General features: G+C 32.4%; 11 protein-coding genes. 6 read left to right on the top strand and 5 right to left on the bottom strand.

All coding sequences use genetic code 11. From position 1 onward, the window contains the following. Positions 1-8 precede the first annotated feature (8 nt). The 6 genes from DG435_RS09250 (at position 9) to DG435_RS09225 (ending at position 13,117) form a co-directional block, all read left to right on the top strand. The gene (locus DG435_RS09250) at positions 9-1,493 is read left to right on the top strand and encodes a helix-turn-helix domain-containing protein (protein WP_106794356.1); all 1,485 of its coding nucleotides are present in this window, start codon (positions 9-11) and stop codon (positions 1,491-1,493) included. Between the two features lie 571 nt (positions 1,494-2,064). Next, on the top strand, positions 2,065-5,103 hold the full coding sequence (locus tag DG435_RS09245) for a TonB-dependent receptor (RefSeq protein WP_106794355.1): 3,039 nt from the start codon (positions 2,065-2,067) through the stop codon (positions 5,101-5,103). 14 nt (positions 5,104-5,117) lie between these two features. Next, a complete protein-coding gene (locus DG435_RS09240; protein ID WP_106794354.1) occupies positions 5,118-6,467 on the top strand; it encodes a RagB/SusD family nutrient uptake outer membrane protein in 1,350 nt (449 codons plus the stop codon). 401 nt (positions 6,468-6,868) lie between these two features. After that, positions 6,869-8,305, top strand: a complete 1,437-nt coding sequence (locus DG435_RS09235; protein WP_159025732.1) for an AraC family transcriptional regulator — start codon at positions 6,869-6,871, stop codon at positions 8,303-8,305. A gap of 260 nt (positions 8,306-8,565) precedes the next feature. Further along, the gene (locus tag DG435_RS09230) at positions 8,566-11,643 is read left to right on the top strand and encodes a TonB-dependent receptor (protein WP_106794383.1); all 3,078 of its coding nucleotides are present in this window, start codon (positions 8,566-8,568) and stop codon (positions 11,641-11,643) included. Positions 11,644-11,659: 16 nt separating this feature from the next. Next, positions 11,660-13,117, top strand: a complete 1,458-nt coding sequence (locus DG435_RS09225; RefSeq protein ID WP_106794352.1) for a RagB/SusD family nutrient uptake outer membrane protein — start codon at positions 11,660-11,662, stop codon at positions 13,115-13,117. Positions 13,118-13,496: 379 nt separating this feature from the next. Here DG435_RS09225 and DG435_RS09220 read toward each other — a convergent pair whose 3' ends face one another. The 5 genes from DG435_RS09220 to DG435_RS09200 form a co-directional block, all read right to left on the bottom strand. Beyond that, positions 13,497-15,707: a DUF349 domain-containing protein gene (locus DG435_RS09220; protein WP_106794351.1), complete on the bottom strand. Its 2,211-nt coding sequence runs from the start codon at positions 15,705-15,707 to the stop codon at positions 13,497-13,499. Between the two features lie 141 nt (positions 15,708-15,848). Continuing rightward, positions 15,849-16,580 carry a shikimate dehydrogenase gene (locus DG435_RS09215; RefSeq protein ID WP_106794382.1) on the bottom strand — a complete coding sequence of 244 codons (732 nt, stop codon included), beginning with the start codon at positions 16,578-16,580 and terminating at the stop codon, positions 15,849-15,851. After that, a complete protein-coding gene (locus DG435_RS09210) occupies positions 16,577-17,602 on the bottom strand; it encodes a DUF368 domain-containing protein (protein WP_106794350.1) in 1,026 nt (341 codons plus the stop codon). The genes DG435_RS09215 and DG435_RS09210 overlap by 4 nt, the downstream gene beginning before the upstream one ends. A gap of 3 nt (positions 17,603-17,605) precedes the next feature. Further along, a complete protein-coding gene (locus DG435_RS09205) occupies positions 17,606-18,571 on the bottom strand; it encodes a DUF368 domain-containing protein (RefSeq protein ID WP_024771207.1) in 966 nt (321 codons plus the stop codon). 87 nt (positions 18,572-18,658) lie between these two features. Continuing rightward, a complete protein-coding gene (locus tag DG435_RS09200; protein ID WP_024771206.1) occupies positions 18,659-20,050 on the bottom strand; it encodes a tetratricopeptide repeat protein in 1,392 nt (463 codons plus the stop codon). Between the last annotated feature and the right edge of the window lie 67 nt (positions 20,051-20,117).

Raw genomic sequence — 20,117 nt, 5'->3', positions numbered from 1 at the left:
TAACATGCTTGTTTTTCATCTTTATTTTATCCATTCCTTCAAAGGGATATTGTTTCTCTATTGAAACAAGTGAGAAAAATGAGGATGCGGATTCCTATAAGCTGCTATTTTCTAATAGAACAGATTTTGTAGTAGCTACAGAGACTGATCAAGCTACAGTAAAAGAAAAAGTAGTAGACTCTACTGGTATATTCAAAGAATTGGCATTCACTTATGCTAAAATTGATCAGCCAAAATTAGCTTGTAAATTTATTGAAAAATATATTGGATCTACTCTTGATGTTACCTTTGTTGGTCATAGTAATTTTGATCAAATAAGTACATCAGAATCTCATAAAAAACTCGCAGATAAGTATTTGAGACAATTTGGTTGGTTAGCTATCTTCTGCTTTTATATTTCCTTTGTAGGCTTTTTTATAGCCATTGTATTAAATTTTCGAAGAGGTACGGATAAGACAGCTAGTTTCTTGATGAGTATTTTTGTACTCCTGAATTCATGTTTCATGACTCATTTGGGATTATATTTTATGAATTATGAATATTATTGGCCGCATTCATTGTTTATGTTTTCTACGTTTGGATTATTATACGGCCCTATTATATATTTTTATTTTAAGAGAGCGTCACAAAACTATAGATTAAAGCCTCTGGATCTATTACATTTAATACCTACCGTATTTCTGATAATTTTGTTATTACCTGTTTATTTATTGCCTGCAGAAGAAAAACTTAGAATGGTTATACATTATGAAAGACCATATCTTACTTTAATTTCGGTTTCTAAGTTAATATCATTGTTAGTTTATGGTGTTTTAATGGTCAGGGTTCACATTCAGACTGTTAAAAAAGGACTTTATTTTTCTAAAAAGTTACTTAGCTGGCAACGGAATATTATGATGTTTTGTGCCATATATATATTGTCATATGCTATATACGGTTTTTTAAATGTATTACATTTAGGTAACGGGTTTTTGTTTAATGTGCAGGTAATTTCGTTGGCAAGTATGGTGTTATATGTTAGCTATTCTGCATTTGTTCAACCTTCACTATTTGGGAAGTTAAGAATAGTAAAATCGGAAGAAGAAGAAGAAGAAAGAGAACCAAAAAATAAAAATAATAAATACGAAAAATCTGGACTAACACCCAGTTTGTCGTTAGAGCTTAAGGTGAAGTTGTTGTATTTATTAAAAGAAGATAAAATTTATAAGCAAAATGATATTACCCTTCATGGAGTTTCACTATTGCTAGACACTACAAGACACAATACTTCTCAGATTATAAATGAACATTTTGGACTTAATTTTTTCGAATTAATTAATAAATATCGAATAGAAGAGGCCAAAGAGATTTTAAAAGGAGAAAGATATAAAGGTTTTAATATCATCGATGTAGCCTATGAAGTAGGCTTTAATAACAAAGTTACTTTTAATAAATCATTTAAAAAGTATAACCAAATTACTCCCTCAGAATATTTAAAGCGGTTTGTTGCATAGTGCAGGTATCTTAGGTAAAAGATAAATTCTTTTCTTTTGAGACGTACGCTTTTCTCTATCTTAATTATCGATCTCTTTGTTTAAAAAAGCAGGAGAATATACCACAAAATGATCTCATTATTTGGAATCAAAAAAAGAAAATAATAGACCTATTGTTGGTATGAAAATTTTCTAAGAAAGCTAAATAGTGGTGCTTATTTTTTAAAATCTGTCATTTTGTACGATTTTTTAGATCAGATGGTTTATTATTTCTCAAATTCTATTACATATTGATTTTTTACTTGTAAAAAAAGATGTTTTTTAAACTAAAAATATGATCTCTGAGGTTGATTTTAATATTTAAATCACTTTCAGTATACAGGGTATTTTTAAAAAATTAGGGATTGTTAATAAACAATCCTTATATTTATGATATCATAAACAAAAGAATAGATAAATTAAGTATATGTTGTTTTTTTATGAAATTTTATTAGAATTCGTAAAAACGTAAGCGTAATTATACACATGATTCTCTTCTTCCTTTTGTGATAAAACTAACTATTTAAGTTTAATCTTTTTAAAAATTCTATTTATGAGGTTACATCATTACAAACTATTTATGCTCGCTTTTTTAATATCGGGCATGATGTGCGCCCAACAACAAATCTCTGGAACAGTTCAGGGAGAAGGAGGGCTGCCATTACCTGGGGTTAACATTTTAATACAAGGTAAATCCACAGGTACACAAACAGATTTTGACGGGCAATACACAATTAATGTCGAGACAGGCGAAGTACTTGTGTATTCGTATTTAGGCTTTGTTACCCAACAGATAACTGTATCGGGGCAAAATCAAATTAATGTAGTGCTTAAGGAAGCAGTAGGAGTGCTAGAAGAAGTAGTTGTGGTTGGGTTTGGTACTCAATCAAAACGATTGTTAACTGGTAATGTATCAAAAATTGAGTCAGGTCAAATTGGAGGTATTTCCACACCTAGTGTACAAAACGCATTAATAGCTAAGGCTCCAGGGGTGCAAATCACACAAATTAATGGTAAGTTAGAAGGTGGTGTAAAAGTGATTATTAGAGGTCTTTCTTCAATATCGGCTTCTCAGGAACCATTATATGTTATTGATGGGATTGAGATGAATAATAGAAATACATCCTCGATTGGTGCAAATTTGAACCCATTATTAACAGTAAATCCAAATGATATTGCGTCAATTGATATTTTAAAAGATGCATCTGCTACAGCTATTTATGGAGCAAAAGGTACAAATGGAGTTATACTGATTACAACCAAAAGAGGTAAACAAGGTAAATCACAGGTTTCTGTTGATCTTTCTACGGCGTTTGGAAAACCAACAAACAAAAGAGATTGGTTAAATGCGAGCCAGTATGAAGAATTACTTCGAGAATCTGCATTCAACAGATTTGGAGATCAGGTTGCAGCCGATGATTGGGTAGATAATAGATTGCCAAGATATGAAGGTGATCAGGATTGGAGAAACGTTGATACAGATTGGCAAGAAGAAGCTTTTCAAGATAGCTACATTAATGATGTTAATGTATCCATTTCTGGTGGAAATGAAAAAACGGTAAGTTTTATATCTGGATCAACTAATGATTCAGAAGGTATTATTAGAAGTAATAGTCTAAAGCGTTATAGCATGAGGGCTAATATTGACCACAATGTTAGTAAAAACCTTAAGGTTGGTGTAAATGCAAGTTACTCCAGTACTGTGATTGATAGGATTGCAGGGGATAATGCATTTGTTACACCTTTGCAAGTTATTGCGCAAGTACCTACATCACCATCACATCTATTAAGTGGTGAGCCAAATGGTACTAATGGTACAGGTACCAGAACTTTATATGCTAATTTCTTATTGCAGGATAAACACTCATTTCGTAAAACTTCTATTAGAAGAATTTTATCGAAGGTGTTTGGAGATATAAATATCTTACCATCATTAACTTTGAGATCAGAGTTTGGTTATGACTATTTATATCAAACAGTTGATAGAAATACAGGTAGATTAGCACCATTTCAATCTACAAATGGGCAGAGTTTTGCTTCAGATAATGGTACAGAAATATTGTCTACTAATAATTATTTCACATATGATTATTCATCTGGGGGAGCATCTAGTCTAAATTTTGTTTTAGGTATGAGTTATACTCGATTAAAAAACAGAGCTAATTCGGTAACAGGAGATGGTTTTCCTACCGATAGTTTTAGATCTGTTTCTAGTGCAGCAACAATTTCTGCTGGTACAGGTACTTTTACAAATTGGGCGCAGATTGCTTATTTTGCCAGAGCATCATATGACTATAAAAAGAGATATCTTATAAATGCTACTCTTCGTCGTGATTCATCATCTCGATTTGGTAAAGATCAAAGAAATGCATTTTTCCCTGCAGTTTCGGTAGGTTGGATTGTGTCTGAAGAAAACTTTTTACAAGATTCCAGTATATTATCTAATCTAAAACTTAGAGCCAGTTGGGGGGTTAATGGTAATACTCCTATCGCCAATTTTGGATCTTTAGCTCTATACGGAGGTACTAATTATGGAGGTGTTTCTGGTATTGCTTTTACGCAAATAGACAACCCTGATTTAAAATGGGAAGAAACTGCACAACAAAATTTCGGACTTGATTTTGGATTTTTAAATAATAGAATAACTGGTGAAGTTGATTATTATATTAAAAAGACAGATGATTTGATATTTAATCAGCGACTTCCTTATGAAACTGGTGCCCCTAATAATGCGGGGATACTTAAAAATATTGGAAATCTAGAAAATAAAGGTTTTGAATTCGTGTTAAATACGATAAATATTCAGACTGATAACCTTACATGGGAGACGAGTTTTAATATTGCTACAAATAAAAATGAAATTGTTAGTTTACCAAATGGTGATGATTTGATTACAGGTCAAAACATTCTTCGAGAAGGAGAAGCTATCAACTCTTTCTATATGGTAGAATATGCAGGTGTAAATCCAGATAATGGTGATGCAGAATATATTTTGAACACGACAAATGCCGATGGTACAATAAATAGAGACAGGACTAACGATTTTTCGCAGGCAGAACGAATTATTGCCGGAAATCCTAACCCGGATTTGTTTGGAGGTTTCACAAGTACACTGAATTACAAAACGATTGATTTTTCTTTTACTTTTCAAGGACAATGGGGCGCCCAGGTATTTAATGGTGCTGGACAATATCAAGAAACAGGTTTTGGAAACGGTTTAGATAATCAAGATGTATATATTTATGAGAATAGATGGCAAAACCCAGGAGATATAACAGATGTACCTCAAGCAAGATTATTTTTAAATAATGGACACTCTAATAGTACTAGATATTTGCAAGATGCAGATTTTATAAGATTGAGAAATATAACACTTGGATATTCTCTGCCACAAAGTGCATTGGATAAACTAGGAATGAGTAAGATAAGACTCTATGTGGCTGGATTAAACCTTCTAACTTTTACAGACTATAGAGGGTATGATCCAGAATCAACTAACGATGATGCTAATACTAATACTAACGTGGGTAGTACTTTTTATTCTGCACCACCGTCAAAAGTATATACACTGGGTGTTAATTTAACATTTTAAAAAAAAAATAGATTATGAAATTTTTGAAATATTTAATATTAATAGTGATATTCAGTACTGTATCGTGCGAGAATGAACTGGATATAGAGCCACAACAAAGTGTTTCTACTGAAGTGGCGACATCAACAGCAGCAAATATTGAAGCTATTCTTACTGGTGCTTATGATTCTGCAAGAAGTGGAGATCCCACTTTTGGAGGCGGAAACTATGACGGAGATTTGGCAAATATAGCTGTCTTGTATGGTAATACAGATCAAATAGAATGGAATGGGACATTTGCTAACTTAAGAGAGCTGTTTAATAAAGAACTGGATAATGTTAATACTAGTGCTAATGGAATGTGGCGTGATGCTTATTTGTTATTCGGAGCTGTTAATACAGTAATGGTAAACTTAGATAAGTTCGACGATGAGGATCAAAAAAATCGAGTTGAAGGAGAAGCATTATTCTTAAGAGGGCTCGCATATTTTGATATCATACGTTTGTACGGTCAGCAATATAATGCGGGTGGAGGAAATACTCAAGCTGGTGTTCCTATTGTTTTGGACCCTCCAAGTCTTGAGCGATTAGTTCCTAGAAATTCTGTAGAAGAGGTGTATACGCAAATTATACAAGATTTAACAAGTGCTTACAGTAAATTGCCTGACACTAATGGAGATAGAGCTGATAAATATGCGGCTCAGGCAGTTTTGGCAAGAGTGTATTTGCAACAAGGTAACTATGTCGCTGCAAGAGATGCTGCGGATGATGTGATACAAAATAGCGGACATAGTTTAATGCCTGATTTTAATGCCGTATTTGATTCTGATGATAACACAGCAGAAACTATTTTTTCATTTATCGTTAATACCCAAGAAGGAACTAATTGGCATGTAGTACATTTTGCAAGCGAAGCTTTAGGAGGTAGAGGAGGAGATATATCTATTGCTCAGGCCTACATAGATAAGTTTGATTCTGCTGCGGATGAAAGAAGAAATTATACCTATACAGATGGAGGATTAACTTTAAGTTCTAAATTTGTAAGACAGTTTGCTAATACCCAGCAAATCAGATTGGCAGAAATGCGCTTAATAAGAGCCGAATCTAACTTTAGAGAAGGCTCATCTATTGGTCAAGCTCCATTGGCAGAAATAAATGCTTTAAGAGCAAGATCATCCGCTCCTGCACTTGGTGCATTAACGATTGATTTAATTTTGAATGAAAGAGAATTAGAACTAGGTTTCGAAGGGTTTGCTTTACATGATTATAAACGAACACAACGTAATATAGGCGGATTGCCATATAATGACAATAAGTTAGTTTTTCCTGTACCTCAGCAAGCAAGAGACAGAAATGATTTGTTAGATCAAAACCCAGGATATTAAACTAACTTTTTAATATAAATACTACTCTTAATTTTTTATGAGTAAAATTGCCCGCCAATACTATTGGTGGGCAATTTAATTTTTACACTTTTTTGATGACTATTTCATGACTTCTTTTTGTTCTTCAAAATAAAGTTGATAACTTAAAAAAAGAAAAGTAAACAAGTTTTACTAGTATAGATGTTATTGGTGAAGATAATCATTACCCTAAAGTTGTTTTTTTTTCGTATTAGAATGTAATTTTTAAAGGATTAATCCGACTATATATAGTAATTAGGTTTTAAAAAACATATTGTACCATATTGATCATAATTATCCTAAGAATAATTATGCGGCTAACTCAGAAAACACAAAGATCAATTCTAGTACTGATTGTCCTTGTTTTATTTATTTCTTCAAAAATGTATTGTTATGAAAAAGAAATAAATATAAAAAATAAGGACACTAGTGAGTACGGCCATTTATTTTCTACTAATAATTATGAGTTAGAAGCGTATAAATTAAACTCAGAATCCTACCAACAAGTACGAAAAGGAAAAAATGTTGATTCAATAGCTTTATTTAAGGAATTAGCATTTTCTTATGCTAAAGCTAAAAAAGCAAAATTGGCTTGCCTATATATAGAAAAGTATATACAAATAAGCCTCGATGTCTCTTTTGTAAGCCATAGTAATTTTGATCCAATTAATGATTCTGATTCCTATATCCGATTAGTAGATAAATATCATCAGAAATTTGATTTCTGGTGGTTACTTTCTTTGTACGTTGGGTTTGTAGGCGTGTTTATTTCAGTAGTACTAAATTTTAGAAGGCGCTCAGACAAAATTGCTAATTTCTTAATGAGTGTTTTTTTATTTCAACATTCAATTTTTATAATTAATATCAGTCTATTACCTACAAATTATGAATTCTATTTTCCGCATTCATTATACCTGTCAACATTGTTTTCTTTTTTGTACGGGCCACTTATTTACTTTTATTTTAAAAGAGTAATTATGAGATATAGGTTTATGCCTATAGATTTACTGCATTTGGTGCCAACACTGCTACTTCTCCTTTTATTGCTCCCAGTATATAATTTATCTGTAGAAGAGAAATTGTGGATGATGTTAAATGATAAACGTCCATACATAACCTTAATATCAGATTTTAAGCTTTTGTCATTATTGATATATATGATTTTGGCGATAAGAATATATATTAAATCGGTTAAGAATAATAGAGTTATATCCAGAATACAACATCACTGGCATAGAAATATTATTATATTATGCTCACTACATATAATCTCGTATGTCTTTTATGATATCCTGATGATAAGGCGTGTAACAGATGATTTTCCTATTAATTTTCAAATCTTGTCAATTGCATTGCTGATTTTATATATTAGTTATACTGCATTTGTTGAACCTAGCGTATTTAGTGGATTAAAAATGATTAAGGATGAAGTGCAGAAAGGGTTAAATAAATATAAAAAATCGGGGCTTACAGAACAACTTTCACTAGAGTTAAAAGAAAAACTATTGGAGTTATTGAATCAAGATAAAATATATCGAAAAAATGATATAAGTCTACAAAAGCTTTCAGAATTACTTAATACTACAAGGCATAATACTTCTCAAATTATAAATGAACACTTCAATCTTAACTTTTTTGAGTTGATTAATAGGTATAGAATTGAAGAAGCAAAAAAAATTTTAAAAGGTAAGCAATATCAATATGAGAATATCAATATCATTGATGTGGCTTATGAGGTTGGTTTTAATAACAAGGTGACTTTCAATAAATCATTCAAGAAATACAATCGAATTACACCATCAGAATACGTTAAATCCTAAAGGTAAAGGGGCTCGCGTACGGGTAAACTTTCTTCGGTTAAGGGTAAAAGCTTATAGGGGTTACCTTTCTTCATGCCTGTAAAATGTTTCTTTGGACTATAATCATAAATAGGGAGGATGAATGTATTATTTCCATTTAAACTTTGTTCAAGTTTTGTGAAAGTAAATTTGAGTTAGCCATCAAAATATTCTAATCCTTCCTTTTATGGTTATATCTAATAACTATGTTAAGTATTAATTTTTTGAAAACTTTTTTATCTATGAAAGTACATTATTACAAGTTTCTAATGTTATTTTTCTTTGTGTGTAGTATTACATTCGCGCAAGGAGAAAGCGTGTCGGGAACAGTTACAGATGATAAGGGATTACCTCTTCCGGGAGTAAATGTCCTTATTAAGAATACAAATAACGGAACTCAAACTGATTTTGATGGAAATTACACAATCTCTGCTAGTAGAGGTGCTGTAATTTCTTTTAGTTATGTTGGTTTTGAGACCAAAGACGTTGTAGTTGGTCAAAATACTACTATAAATATTCAGTTAGCTACTTCTGCTGCCGAATTAGAAGAAGTTGTCGTTACTGCATATGGTGTTTCTAGAAGATCAAATGTGACTTCTGCGATATCAACAGTAGGTGCGCAAGATTTACAAGATTTTGTACCTTCTACCAGTATTGATAATATTCTTCAGGGTCAAGCCGCTGGTGTGCAGGTAACTGCTGCAAATGGACGACCAGGAAATACTGCATTTGTTCAAATACGTGGTGTTGGTTCAATTAATGCTAGTACAACTCCTCTTTATGTAATAGACGGAGTTCCTGTTCCTATTACAGATAACTCAACAACTAACAATATTAACCCATTAGGAAACTTAAACCCTAATGACATAGAGTCTCTATCTATACTTAAAGATGCTGCTTCAGCTTCTAAATATGGTTCTAGAGGAGCAAATGGTGTAGTATTGATTACTACTAAGAGAGGTAAAAAGGGAGACGCTAAAATTAAATTTATTTCTTCTTATGGTTTTGGAGAGCGTATTCCGGATTCTTTTGATTTAATGAATGCAGCTCAGAAGCTAGAAATAGAGCGTCAATATGCTGCTTTAGGTGTTGGTGCTGCACAAAGTTTACCTGGTGCTACAGCTACTACTCCTGAGCAACGCCAGGCGTTTATTGATTTGGATACAAATTGGGAAGATGAACTTTTAAGAAAATCGGTAATTCAATCTAATTCTTTATCTATATCTGGTGCTGGTGATCGTTTGAGCTATTTTTTCTCGCTTGGATATAACAAGGATACTGGTGTAATTGATAGAATTAAAGGTTTCGAGCGAATTACAGCTCGTTTAAATACTACGTATCAAGCAAAAGATTGGCTTAGTATAGATGCTAATGTTTCTTTTGCCAGAAGTACTACAGATCTTCCTAGAGATAGAAACAATGTTCAGAATCCATTTAGAGGATTGTATGATTATAATCCTTATGATCCACTTTTCTCTAGAGATACAGATGGAAGTATTTTGTTAGATTCTCAAGGAAATCCTGTATATAACCCAACAACTACATTTTTTCCGATTGCTTTAGCTTTACAAACAGAGCCAGAAAACAATCGTAACTTTTTAATTTTAGGTAATGTAGCTGCAGATCTTACGCTGTCAGATAAATTTTCAAACCGTTTCGCTGTTGGACTTGTAAGTAATCGTTTTAACAGAACAAATAGATCAATTGCAGGAGGAGTATTACAAGGATTTATCGGAGATGCTAATTTCCCTGGAACTCAGACTGAAAATTTTGCCCTTGATTTTGAATATAATGTATCGAACTTATTTAGCTATAATGATACTTTTAATGACCTACACAATGTATCTGCTAGTTTCTTATTAGAATATAACGAAAATATCAGAACAGATTTATTTGCAACAGCAAGAGGGTTTCCTTCTCCAGATATTCCATATTTAGATGTTGCTGCAGAAGCTACAGCTGCTGGATCAGAAGAAGATAGAAGAATTTTATTCTCTCAGGCAGTATTTGCAGATTATGATTTTGATGGTAGATATATTGTTTCTGCTTCGGTTAGACGTGATGGATCTTCTAGATTCGGACCAGATAATAAATATGGTACCTTTGTTAGTGGAAGTTTAGCTTGGAATATAGCTAAAGAAAGTTTTATGGATGATTCATTTTTTAATGACTTAAGACTTCGTGCTTCATACGGAACAGCAGGTAACCAGAATATTCCTAATTTTCAATTTTTACCGGTACTAGGATTTAATAATACATATAACGGTCAGACAACAGCTGTACCTTTAAGAGCGCCAAACCCAGCTATTCAGTGGGAGTCTCAAGCTATTCTTGATATTGGTTTAGAATATGCTTTCTTTAACAATAGAATTAGTGGTGTTGTAGATTACTTTAAGAAGACTTCAAAAGATCTTCTTCTTAACAGACCTATTTCTTTTACTGTTGGAGATGAAGATAATGCAATTTTCCAGAATATTGGTGAGGTAGAAAATAGTGGTTTTGAAATTACTTTAAATGCTGATGTAATAAGAACAGATAACTTCCTTTTATCTATGGGAGGAAATATTACACTGTTGGATACAAAAGTTAATAAACTGATCAACAGTCAGGATATCGTTACAGGAACATTTGGTAATATCATTCTTAGAGAAGGACAAGATATCAATTCTTTCTATCTAGTAGAATATGCTGGAGTGAATCCTGCCAATGGAGCACCGCAATACGTAGATCTTGACGGAAATGTTACAGAAACATACAATGATAGTTTCCAAAAAATCCAGGAAGGAAAATCTCCAATAGCTAAATACGAAGGAGGGTTTTATACTTCTGTAAAATATAAAGGATTTGGTTTAAGAGGTGATTTTGTATACCGAGGAGGAAACTATATATTGAATAACCAACGTCAACAAGGTATCGCAATAGGAAACATTAACAGAAACCTAAGAACAGAAGCTTTTAATTACTGGAGACAACCGGGAGATACTAATGTTTTACCTAGTCCATTATTTCAAGCTAATGCGGATCAAGGAGGAACAACAAGATTCTTAGAAAAAGGTGATTTTATTAGATTAAGAACATTAACTCTTGATTATAATATGCCTAGAAAATTCTTAGACGTTATAAAATTAGAATCACTTAGACTTTTTGTTACGGGTCAAAATATTTGGACAATAACAGATTATAATGGTGATCCAGAAATCGGTATAGGTTCTGCAGAATCAGGAGAACAAGGAGATGCAGGTTTTGTTCCTGGAGAGTTTAGTTTGTTTAGTTACCCACAAACGAGATCTTACACGTTTGGAGTTGAAGTAGGATTTTAATTAAAAAAAAAGAGAGATGAACAATAAAATTTATATAGTAGTTATTTTATTTCTATCGTTAGGGTTTTTTGCCTGCGACGATGAATTAGATAATGCGCAACCTTTTACGGAAGGTAATCCAAATACTTTCTTTAATAGCCCAGCCGCTTTTCAAAACGGTGTAGATGGTATTTATAGACAGTTATGGCTTTATTATTCTAACCCTAACTCTGGTTTACAGGGTATTCCAGATATAGTTTCTGATAATGTAATACAGGCACAGACTGGTAGAAGATCTAATGATGATTATCATGATCTTAGATATGTAGCAAGTACTCTTGGGCCTATTCCGTTATACTGGAGTGAAGCGTATGAGGCAGTTAATGTTGCCAATTTGGTAATAGGACAAATAGAAAACCTTAATGATGGTCCTGAAAAGGATAATATCCTCGGACAGGCATTAGCTGCAAGAGCCTGGGCACATTTTGACTTGGCAAGAATCTTTGGTAAAATCCCAACACAAAGTGGTGACGCTAATGGTTCTTTAGGTGCTGTGTACCTTAAAGTAGAAGATGGTGAAACAGGGGATCCTTTTGCACAACCTGCAAGAGAAACTGTGGCATCGAATTATGCTGAAATTATTGAAGATTTAGAGCGAGCGAGCACATTAATTGGAGATGATAATGGAGAAGGAAGATTAAATAAAAATGGAGTAAATGCATTATTATCCAGAGTATATTTATACAATGGAGAATATCAAAAAGTTATAAATGCAGCTGATGCAGTTTCTGTTGCATTAGCAACTGCAGCAGAACTCCCAGATGTGTATACAGATGCTACCAATGCTGGTGTAGTGATAGAACTTTCTATTAATACTACTTCAGAATCTAATGGTAATAATGTAGGGGTTCTTTATAGTCAATCTTCTAGTTCTGCAACTATTTCAGAATATGTACTTGATTTTGATTTCTTCAATAGTATAGATGCTAATGATGTAAGAAGAGATATTTTACAATTTGTAGGAACAAATCAAGGGAATGACTACAATGCAATCAAAAAGTTTTTAGGTGAAGCAGGTCAGGTTAATGGTAGAGTAGATGTAAAAGTACTTCGTTATGCAGAAGTTCTTTTAAACAAAGCTGAAGCTCAATTTGAACTAGGTCAGGGAGCTCAGGCATTAACTACTTTAGATCAGTTAAGAAATGAGCGCTTTACTTCCTTTACAGGAGGAGAAACAGGAACAGCTCTTGAAGACGCTATCCAATTTAACAGAAGAGTTGAATTAGCTTGTGAAGGTCATAGATTTTTTGATCTTAAAAGAAGAGGAGAGAGTATAACAAGAAATGCTACTGCAGGAGATATTATTGATGGTACAGGAACACCTCCTGAAGCTCCAACTCTAGCTGCAGGAGATTTTAGATTTCAGTTCCCTATTCCAACAGCAGAGATTAACGCAAATCCAACTATAGCTGGACAACAGAATCCAGGTTATTAATTGGAAATACACTGTTTGTTAAATAAACAAACATTTTAAACAAAATTACCCGTCAACTTCAAGAGTTGACGGGTAATTTATTTTTTGAACTTATTTATTTAACTTTTTGATTCGACCAAAAAAGGAAGATATTTTTATATGAATCTATAAAAGTCGAGATAAATTTCTATAAGACACTTTAAAAGTTTTATATCACAACTTAAATCAGTAGAATAGGAAAAAGCACATGTAGAATCATTTGTTTCGTTTTGAAGCAATTGATGGCTCTCTTTCTATACTGAATGAAAGAAAATGTTAAAGGAATGTAATACGAATGTATTCGTTTCTGTATTTCCAGAATACTATGTTTCTACATTACAGAAAGCCATTGTATGTATGACTAAAGTTGCCTGATCTTATTTAATTTAGCTTTCCATACATCTAAGTTTTCTTTATACTTTTCGATATTCTTTCGTACATCTCTTACCATTGGATTGTCATCTTTGGCATGTTTAAAGAACTGAAGATTGTTTTCTAATTGGCGAATTTCACCATTAACTTCATCAATTTTTTTACGAATAAAGCTCTGTTCATTTCTAAGAGCTCGATCATCACTCTGACCGGATAAAGTATTTAGTTTGTTTTCATATTTAATAAGTTCTGTTTCTTTGCGACCTAAATTAAGTTGCTGAAAGAAACCATCGAGAACTTTGTTATATTCGGTTTCTATATTTTTCTTTTTATATGGCACTCTACCTAAAGTTTTCCAGGTAGCAATGTTTTCTTTTATAGTTTTAAGATCGGTTTCGGTATCCCCAGAAAACTCTAATTTTTTAAGAATCTCTATATGTTCTTGCTTCTTTTCTAAAGAAACAAGCTCTTCTTTATTAGCTTCATTTCTCTCTGCATGAAGTCTATCAAAATAAGAATTACATGCATCTTTAAACCTTTTCCAGATTCTATCACTATCCTTTCGAGGTACATGGCCAATCTTTTTCCAATCCGATTGAATTTTTTTCATAAGTGGAGTAATGGCAGTAAAATCATCACTATCCTTATTGTCTTCTGCAATCTGGATCAGTTCCATCTTTTTATTTAAATTATCAAACTGATCTTTTTTGAGTCCTTTATAAAATGCATTTTTATTACGATTAAAATCTCTTACGGCAGTTTTAAACTCACTCCAAGTCTGCTCATTTACATTAGAAGGTACTTTTCCTGCTTTAAAAAAATGATCTCTTAATGCTTCAATTTCTTTTATTTTTTGCTGCCAACCACTATGGTTTTTAGGATGATCCTGGCTAACTTCAATAATTTTTGCAATGATTTCTCTTTTGACTACTAGATTTTGTTCATAGACTTTATCCTGATCTTTAAAGTACCTCTGGCGGTTTTCATGAATTTGCTTTGTTAAGGCGCTAAATTTTTCCCAGATAGGTTCTCTGTATTCTTTTCCAACAGGTCCCAGATCTTCTTTCCACATTTTATGAAGTAACTGTAATTCTCTGAAGGCTCTGTTAACATCCGTCTCCTGTGCTAATTCTGTAGCACGCTCAATAATCTTAAGTTTTTGCTCAAGGTTATGTTTAAAATCAAGATCTCTAAATTCTCTGTTTAAATGCAGAAAATCATAAAAATTCTCGGTATGATGATGATAGGTGTTCCATACCGTATTGTATTTATCCCTTGGTATAGGACCCGCATTACGCCATCTTTCCTGGATACTTTTAAAATGATTGTATGTTGTATTTATATTTTCATCTACATTAAGTAATCCTTTTAACTCATCAATTAATTCTAATCTTCTTTTTAGATTTTCCTGAAGGTCTTTTTTAAGATTTTGGTAATATGAATTTCGTTTTTCTTTATAATCAAAATAAACAGAATTAAATTCTTTTTTTATTGGCGTAGAATAGTAGAAATCTATAATATCACCACCATCGGCCATGAATTCTTCCTTCTTTTGTTCTACTTCTTCATTAAATTTTTCATTAAACTCATTTTTGATTTCCTCAACATGTTCTCTTATTGCCTGAATTTTTTCATTTTTGACCAATTCTCGTAATTCTTTGATCAATTCTTCCTTATTCATGGCATGATAATCCTTCTTCTCGATATTATGGCGCTCTATGGTAGTCTCATCTTCACTATGCTCAGCGACAGCTTCGTCCATTTGATCTTGAATTTGATCCTCGCCCGCAGGAGTTTTGGGCTTTGCTTCTTCTTTTTGTAAAGTAATTGCCTCACTGCTCTCATCTACAGATTCCTTTACATCATTTTCTGAAGCAGGTGCATCATCACTATTCTCTACAGTAACTTCATCTGGAGTAGGCGCATTTTCTTTTACGTCGGTGTCAGAATTTAATGCTTCTTCTGAAGTTGTAATACTATTTTCAGACTCAGAATCTTCTTCTATAGTATCTGTAATCTGTGGATTAACTAATGTTTTAGATTCTTCGTTTTCAGAATGTTCTGTATTTTCAGTGGTTTCTTCATCAGAACCATCTGGTTTAACAGCTTCTGGATTTTCGGTTTCTAAGTTTACATCTAAAATCTTAGTCTTATTTTCTTCATTTCCATCTGCCTTAGGCAGGTTATCACGTGTGGACATTGTGTGAGCGTTTTTGTTTGTCTGAGTTTAATAGCCTGACTAAGATACTAACATATTAGAAAAACTCAAAGTTATTGAAAGGTTTTAAGATTAGTTAAAAAGGATTTTAGTAAGAATTTTATGACAAAATGAAGTGAAAAGTCACATATTCCAGATTTCCCAGGCCTTTTCTGCTTGTAGTATTAGCATTTGTAATCCATTAGAAACTGTAGCTCCTTTTTCTTTTCCTTTACTCATAAAGGTGGTTTCATCTGGATTGTAAATCAAATCGTATAAAACATGGTTTTTGGTAATATATTCGTAAGGGATATCTGGATAATTATGAATGTTTGGATGCGTCCCCAGAGGTGTACAGTTGATTATTAGTTTGTATGCATGTATAATATCCTCATCGAGATCACTATAACTTAGTTCATTAAAATCAGGATTACGAGATACAAATGTATGATCGATATTTAGATGGCTTAATGCATAAGCAATAGCTTTTGAAGCACCTCCTGTACCAAGAATTAATGCTTTTTTTATCGTTTTATTAAGTAAAGGTTTTAGAGATTCTGTAAAACCATAATAATCACTATTATATCCTTTGAGTTTTTGATCCTTATCAAATTTTATAACATTTATGGCTCCAATTTCCTTGGCTATTGGGTCCAAATCATCCATATAATGAATTACTTCTTCTTTATAGGGTATTGTTACATTTAAACCTTGTACATGAGGATCTTTAGTAACTTCTATAAAATCTTTGATTTGGGTAAGATCGAAGTTGTTATATTCACAATCTAGATTTTCTTTTTCAAATTTTTCTGAAAAATAACCCTTAGAAAAAGAATAACTGATGTTTCTGCCTAATAAGCCGTATACTTTTTTCATTTTGAAGTTTTTAGTGTTTTTTGGCCATACCATTCTAACCATAAAACGATACCAATACCTACAAGAATATAAAAAATCCCAATATAGGTTTCGATAGTTGTAAAATCAGGAAAATATCGATCATAATTATCCAATATTGGATTGCCTAGTGCATCAATTTGTGTGTTTCCTATAGTATCAACTTTGTAAATTTTATTTTTCCAGGGCCAAACAACACCTAGAGAACCGGTTATAAATCCAATAATGGCTGCAAAAGTCGCATTTTTATAGTGTTTTAAAACATACCCTAAAAAATGAGATAAGGTAACTAGACCAGTTAATGAGCCAAGACTAAACACAACAAGTACCTTCAATAATCGAGTTCTGTGAGAATCTTCTATAAATGAAAAATCCCAGCGTATTAGATCAGCTATTGTGTCATATAGCGCATTCACAGAATCAACCAGTAAAAGAACATAATTACCTAGTAAAATAAGAATAAAAGAGCCAGATAACCCAGGTAATGTCATGCCTGATACACCGATTATGCCGCAGATAAATACAAACCAAAGATTGTCATTTTCTTTTGCAGGAGCCAATAAACTTATACTAACTCCAACTATGATACCTATAATGATCAGACAGATATTTCTTCTGTTCCAATCGTTAAAATCTTTTACTATATAATAAATAGAGCCTATAATCATCCCGAAAAATGCTGCCCATACGTATAATTCAAAATGAATAATAAGGTAATCCAGAATTTTAGAAACACTAAAATAGCTAATTAACATTCCTAAAATTAGGAGGCCGAGAAATCGTCCATTTATGTATCTCCAAAAACTTTTAAATCTAAAATTGATAAAAAGTTTAAATGCTTTAAAATTTATTTTTTGAAGAGAATAAATAAATTCTTCATAAAACCCGGCAACAAATGCAACGACACCTCCAGAAACACCAGGGACTTTATTTGCAGCACCCATTGCAAGACCTTTAATAACAAGGAAAAGTCTATCAGTAAAGGTTCGGGTACTCTGTTGCATTGGTTAGTTTGGTTTTTTTACAGAAAGGCGTTCTAAGATAAGAATTAATAGAAAACCTATAGCTATAAAAAGTAAAACCCAAATCATTTTAACATCACCTTCAAATTGACTTGGTAGAATGCTTTTTTCTATGAAAGGGACTTCGATTCCTTCAGAGTTTGTTCTCCAGGATTCTACTTTTTTCCAAGGCCATAATTTATTTAGCGAACCTATCATGAATCCTGTAAGTATAGCTAAAGTCATATTTTTATGATACTTAAACATCCAGTTAAGTGCTTTAGAAAATAATTTCAAACCTATAACGGCACCGATCCCCATGATTATTATTTTATAAATAGCTTGCCACATCATATCGAAATCCATTTGTACAACTCCATCACGTAATTGATTTAGGATATCAATGGCTGTTTGGTATACTCCTAAGATAAGTAGAATGAAAGCTCCGGATACCCCTGGTAGTATCATAGCAATGATTGCTATAAATCCACAAAACATAAGATACCAATTGCTGTCTGGTGAAGCCAAAGGTTCTGCTATAGTTATAAAATAAGAAAGTACAGCCGCCAGAACAATACCAATAATTACTTTTGGTTTCCAGGCAGTAATTTGTTTTCCAATATAAACGATACTGGCAAGAACTAATCCGAAGAAAAATCCCCAAAGTAATAACGGCTCATTATGAAGCAACCACTTTATAAGTTTTGCAAGAGAAAGAATACTGGTTACTATACCTAAAAAAAGTGCTGTTAAAAAAGAAAGGTTGTATTTTTTCCAGGAAGTTTTAAATCCTTCTTTTTTCCAAACTGAGAAAAAACCAAGGTCTAAACCATTAATAGTTTCAATTAATTCTTCATATATGCCAGATATAAATGCAATAGTTCCCCCAGAAACTCCAGGAACTACATCTGCTGCTCCCATTGCTAATCCTTTTGCAGAGATGATAAGGTAATCCTTAAGATTTCTTTGCATTCTTATTGTTTTTGGTGTTTTTAGTTAAAACAAATGTATGGATTTTTGCAATGCAACCTATTAGAAAAAAAACAGTCTTTTTTAGAATTATTTATATTCAGAAATAATGTTTCTAACAAGAGTGAGGTTGAAAATCTTTTCAAAAAGCTCTTCTAAAACAATAAGGTATTCATAGTCAAGATCCAGTGCTTTTCTTATATGATATTCACCTTTTTGATAATCTTGTAGCTCATAGTATAAACCAGCAAGTCTATATTGAATTTCTGCATTATCTGGATAAAACTCGATAGCCTGGTGTAAATTTTGTACTGCAGCATCTGATTCTCCAATAAACCTAAGGATATCAGAACGATTTAGCCAGGTTTCTAGTTCATAATTTCCTAGTTCAATAGCTTTTCTATATCCTCGTTCTGCTTCTTCAAAAAATGCAAGTCTATTGTTTATTTTTGCATAGCGTTTCCAGTATAAAACATTCTCACTATCAATGTTTATAGCCTTGTTAGTATAATACAGTGCTTTTTGATAATCACGTTTACGCATATAGAAATCGGTAATGGCTATCCATCCCTTGTCTAGTAATGGGTCTTCATGTACGGTCTTAGAATAATGTTGAATTGCCAGGTCATCTACACCTAATTTTTCATAACATTTTCCTATTCTTAACAGAGCAAAAGAAGTAGGGTCATCCAGTTCTAATGTTATTCTGTAGTTTTCTATAGCTTCATTATGTCTTTTGAGTTTTTCTAATACTTTTCCTTTTTCTAAATAAGCACCAATAAAATATTCATCACTTATAATTGCAAAATCATAAGCTGCAAGTGCTTTTTCATATTCTTCTAAATCAAAATATTGTTTACCAACCTGATGCCAGGCTACTTCACAGTACGGATTTTTGTTTAGAAACATATTTAAATATTCGATGGCTTCTTCATGTTGTTCGAGAAAATCAAAACAATATATAACATTGTACAAAGCAGAATAATCCTGATCATCTGCTTCAAGGCATTTCATGAAATTGACTTTTGCATTTTCAAAATCATCCATAAAAAGATACTCCATTCCTATAAGGGAGTACACATCTGCTGCGTCATTTGTATAACTAAGAGCCATCATTAATAACTCTATAGCTTTTATATGATCATTTTGTTTAGAAAGAATATTAGCTTTTTGGATGTAGATTTCCTCGTTTTCTGGTTCTATAGCATGTAGCTGAGCCAAAAGATTATCTGCTTTATCCAAGCGATTTTCAAAGACGAGAACTTCGACTTGCAGTAATTTAAGATTAACGGATGACGGATGTTGAGAAAGGCCTAAAGAAATTGCCTTTTTTGCTTTAGCAATTTTTCCGTTTTCCAGATAGTGATGAATAATAGATTCAAATTCATCTGAATCAAAAAATTTAACATCATTAGATCTCAGCATAGACTCGTATCGAGTAATCGAGAAATTATTTTCTTCTTCTTCGTGGTTAAATCTCATACACGTTGATTAAAGATGCTCAATAAATCATAAAATTGATGTAAATACCTTTTTTGTCTTCCCCAAC

This window comes from Aquimarina sp. Aq78 (assembly GCF_900299525.1).
In the GTDB taxonomy this organism is placed as follows: Bacteria; Bacteroidota; Bacteroidia; order Flavobacteriales; family Flavobacteriaceae; genus Aquimarina.
The sequence above is the reverse complement of the archived record's forward strand: the minus strand, read 5'-3'. Positions and strand labels throughout refer to the sequence as shown.

Bases quoted from the DNA above. Each gene is read 5' to 3' on its own strand.
- DG435_RS09245 (WP_106794355.1), top strand. From the start codon at position 2,065: ATGAGGTTACATCATTACAAACTATTTATGCTCGCTTTTTTAATATCG.
- DG435_RS09240 (WP_106794354.1), top strand. From the start codon at position 5,118: ATGAAATTTTTGAAATATTTAATATTAATAGTGATATTCAGTACTGTA.
- DG435_RS09215 (WP_106794382.1), bottom strand. From the start codon at position 16,580: ATGAAAAAAGTATACGGCTTATTAGGCAGAAACATCAGTTATTCTTTT.
- DG435_RS09225 (WP_106794352.1), top strand. From the start codon at position 11,660: ATGAACAATAAAATTTATATAGTAGTTATTTTATTTCTATCGTTAGGG.
- DG435_RS09200 (WP_024771206.1), bottom strand. From the start codon at position 20,050: ATGAGATTTAACCACGAAGAAGAAGAAAATAATTTCTCGATTACTCGA.
- DG435_RS09210 (WP_106794350.1), bottom strand. From the start codon at position 17,602: ATGCAACAGAGTACCCGAACCTTTACTGATAGACTTTTCCTTGTTATT.
- DG435_RS09220 (WP_106794351.1), bottom strand. From the start codon at position 15,707: ATGTCCACACGTGATAACCTGCCTAAGGCAGATGGAAATGAAGAAAAT.
- DG435_RS09205 (WP_024771207.1), bottom strand. From the start codon at position 18,571: ATGCAAAGAAATCTTAAGGATTACCTTATCATCTCTGCAAAAGGATTA.
- DG435_RS09235 (WP_159025732.1), top strand. From the start codon at position 6,869: ATGTATTGTTATGAAAAAGAAATAAATATAAAAAATAAGGACACTAGT.
- DG435_RS09230 (WP_106794383.1), top strand. From the start codon at position 8,566: ATGAAAGTACATTATTACAAGTTTCTAATGTTATTTTTCTTTGTGTGT.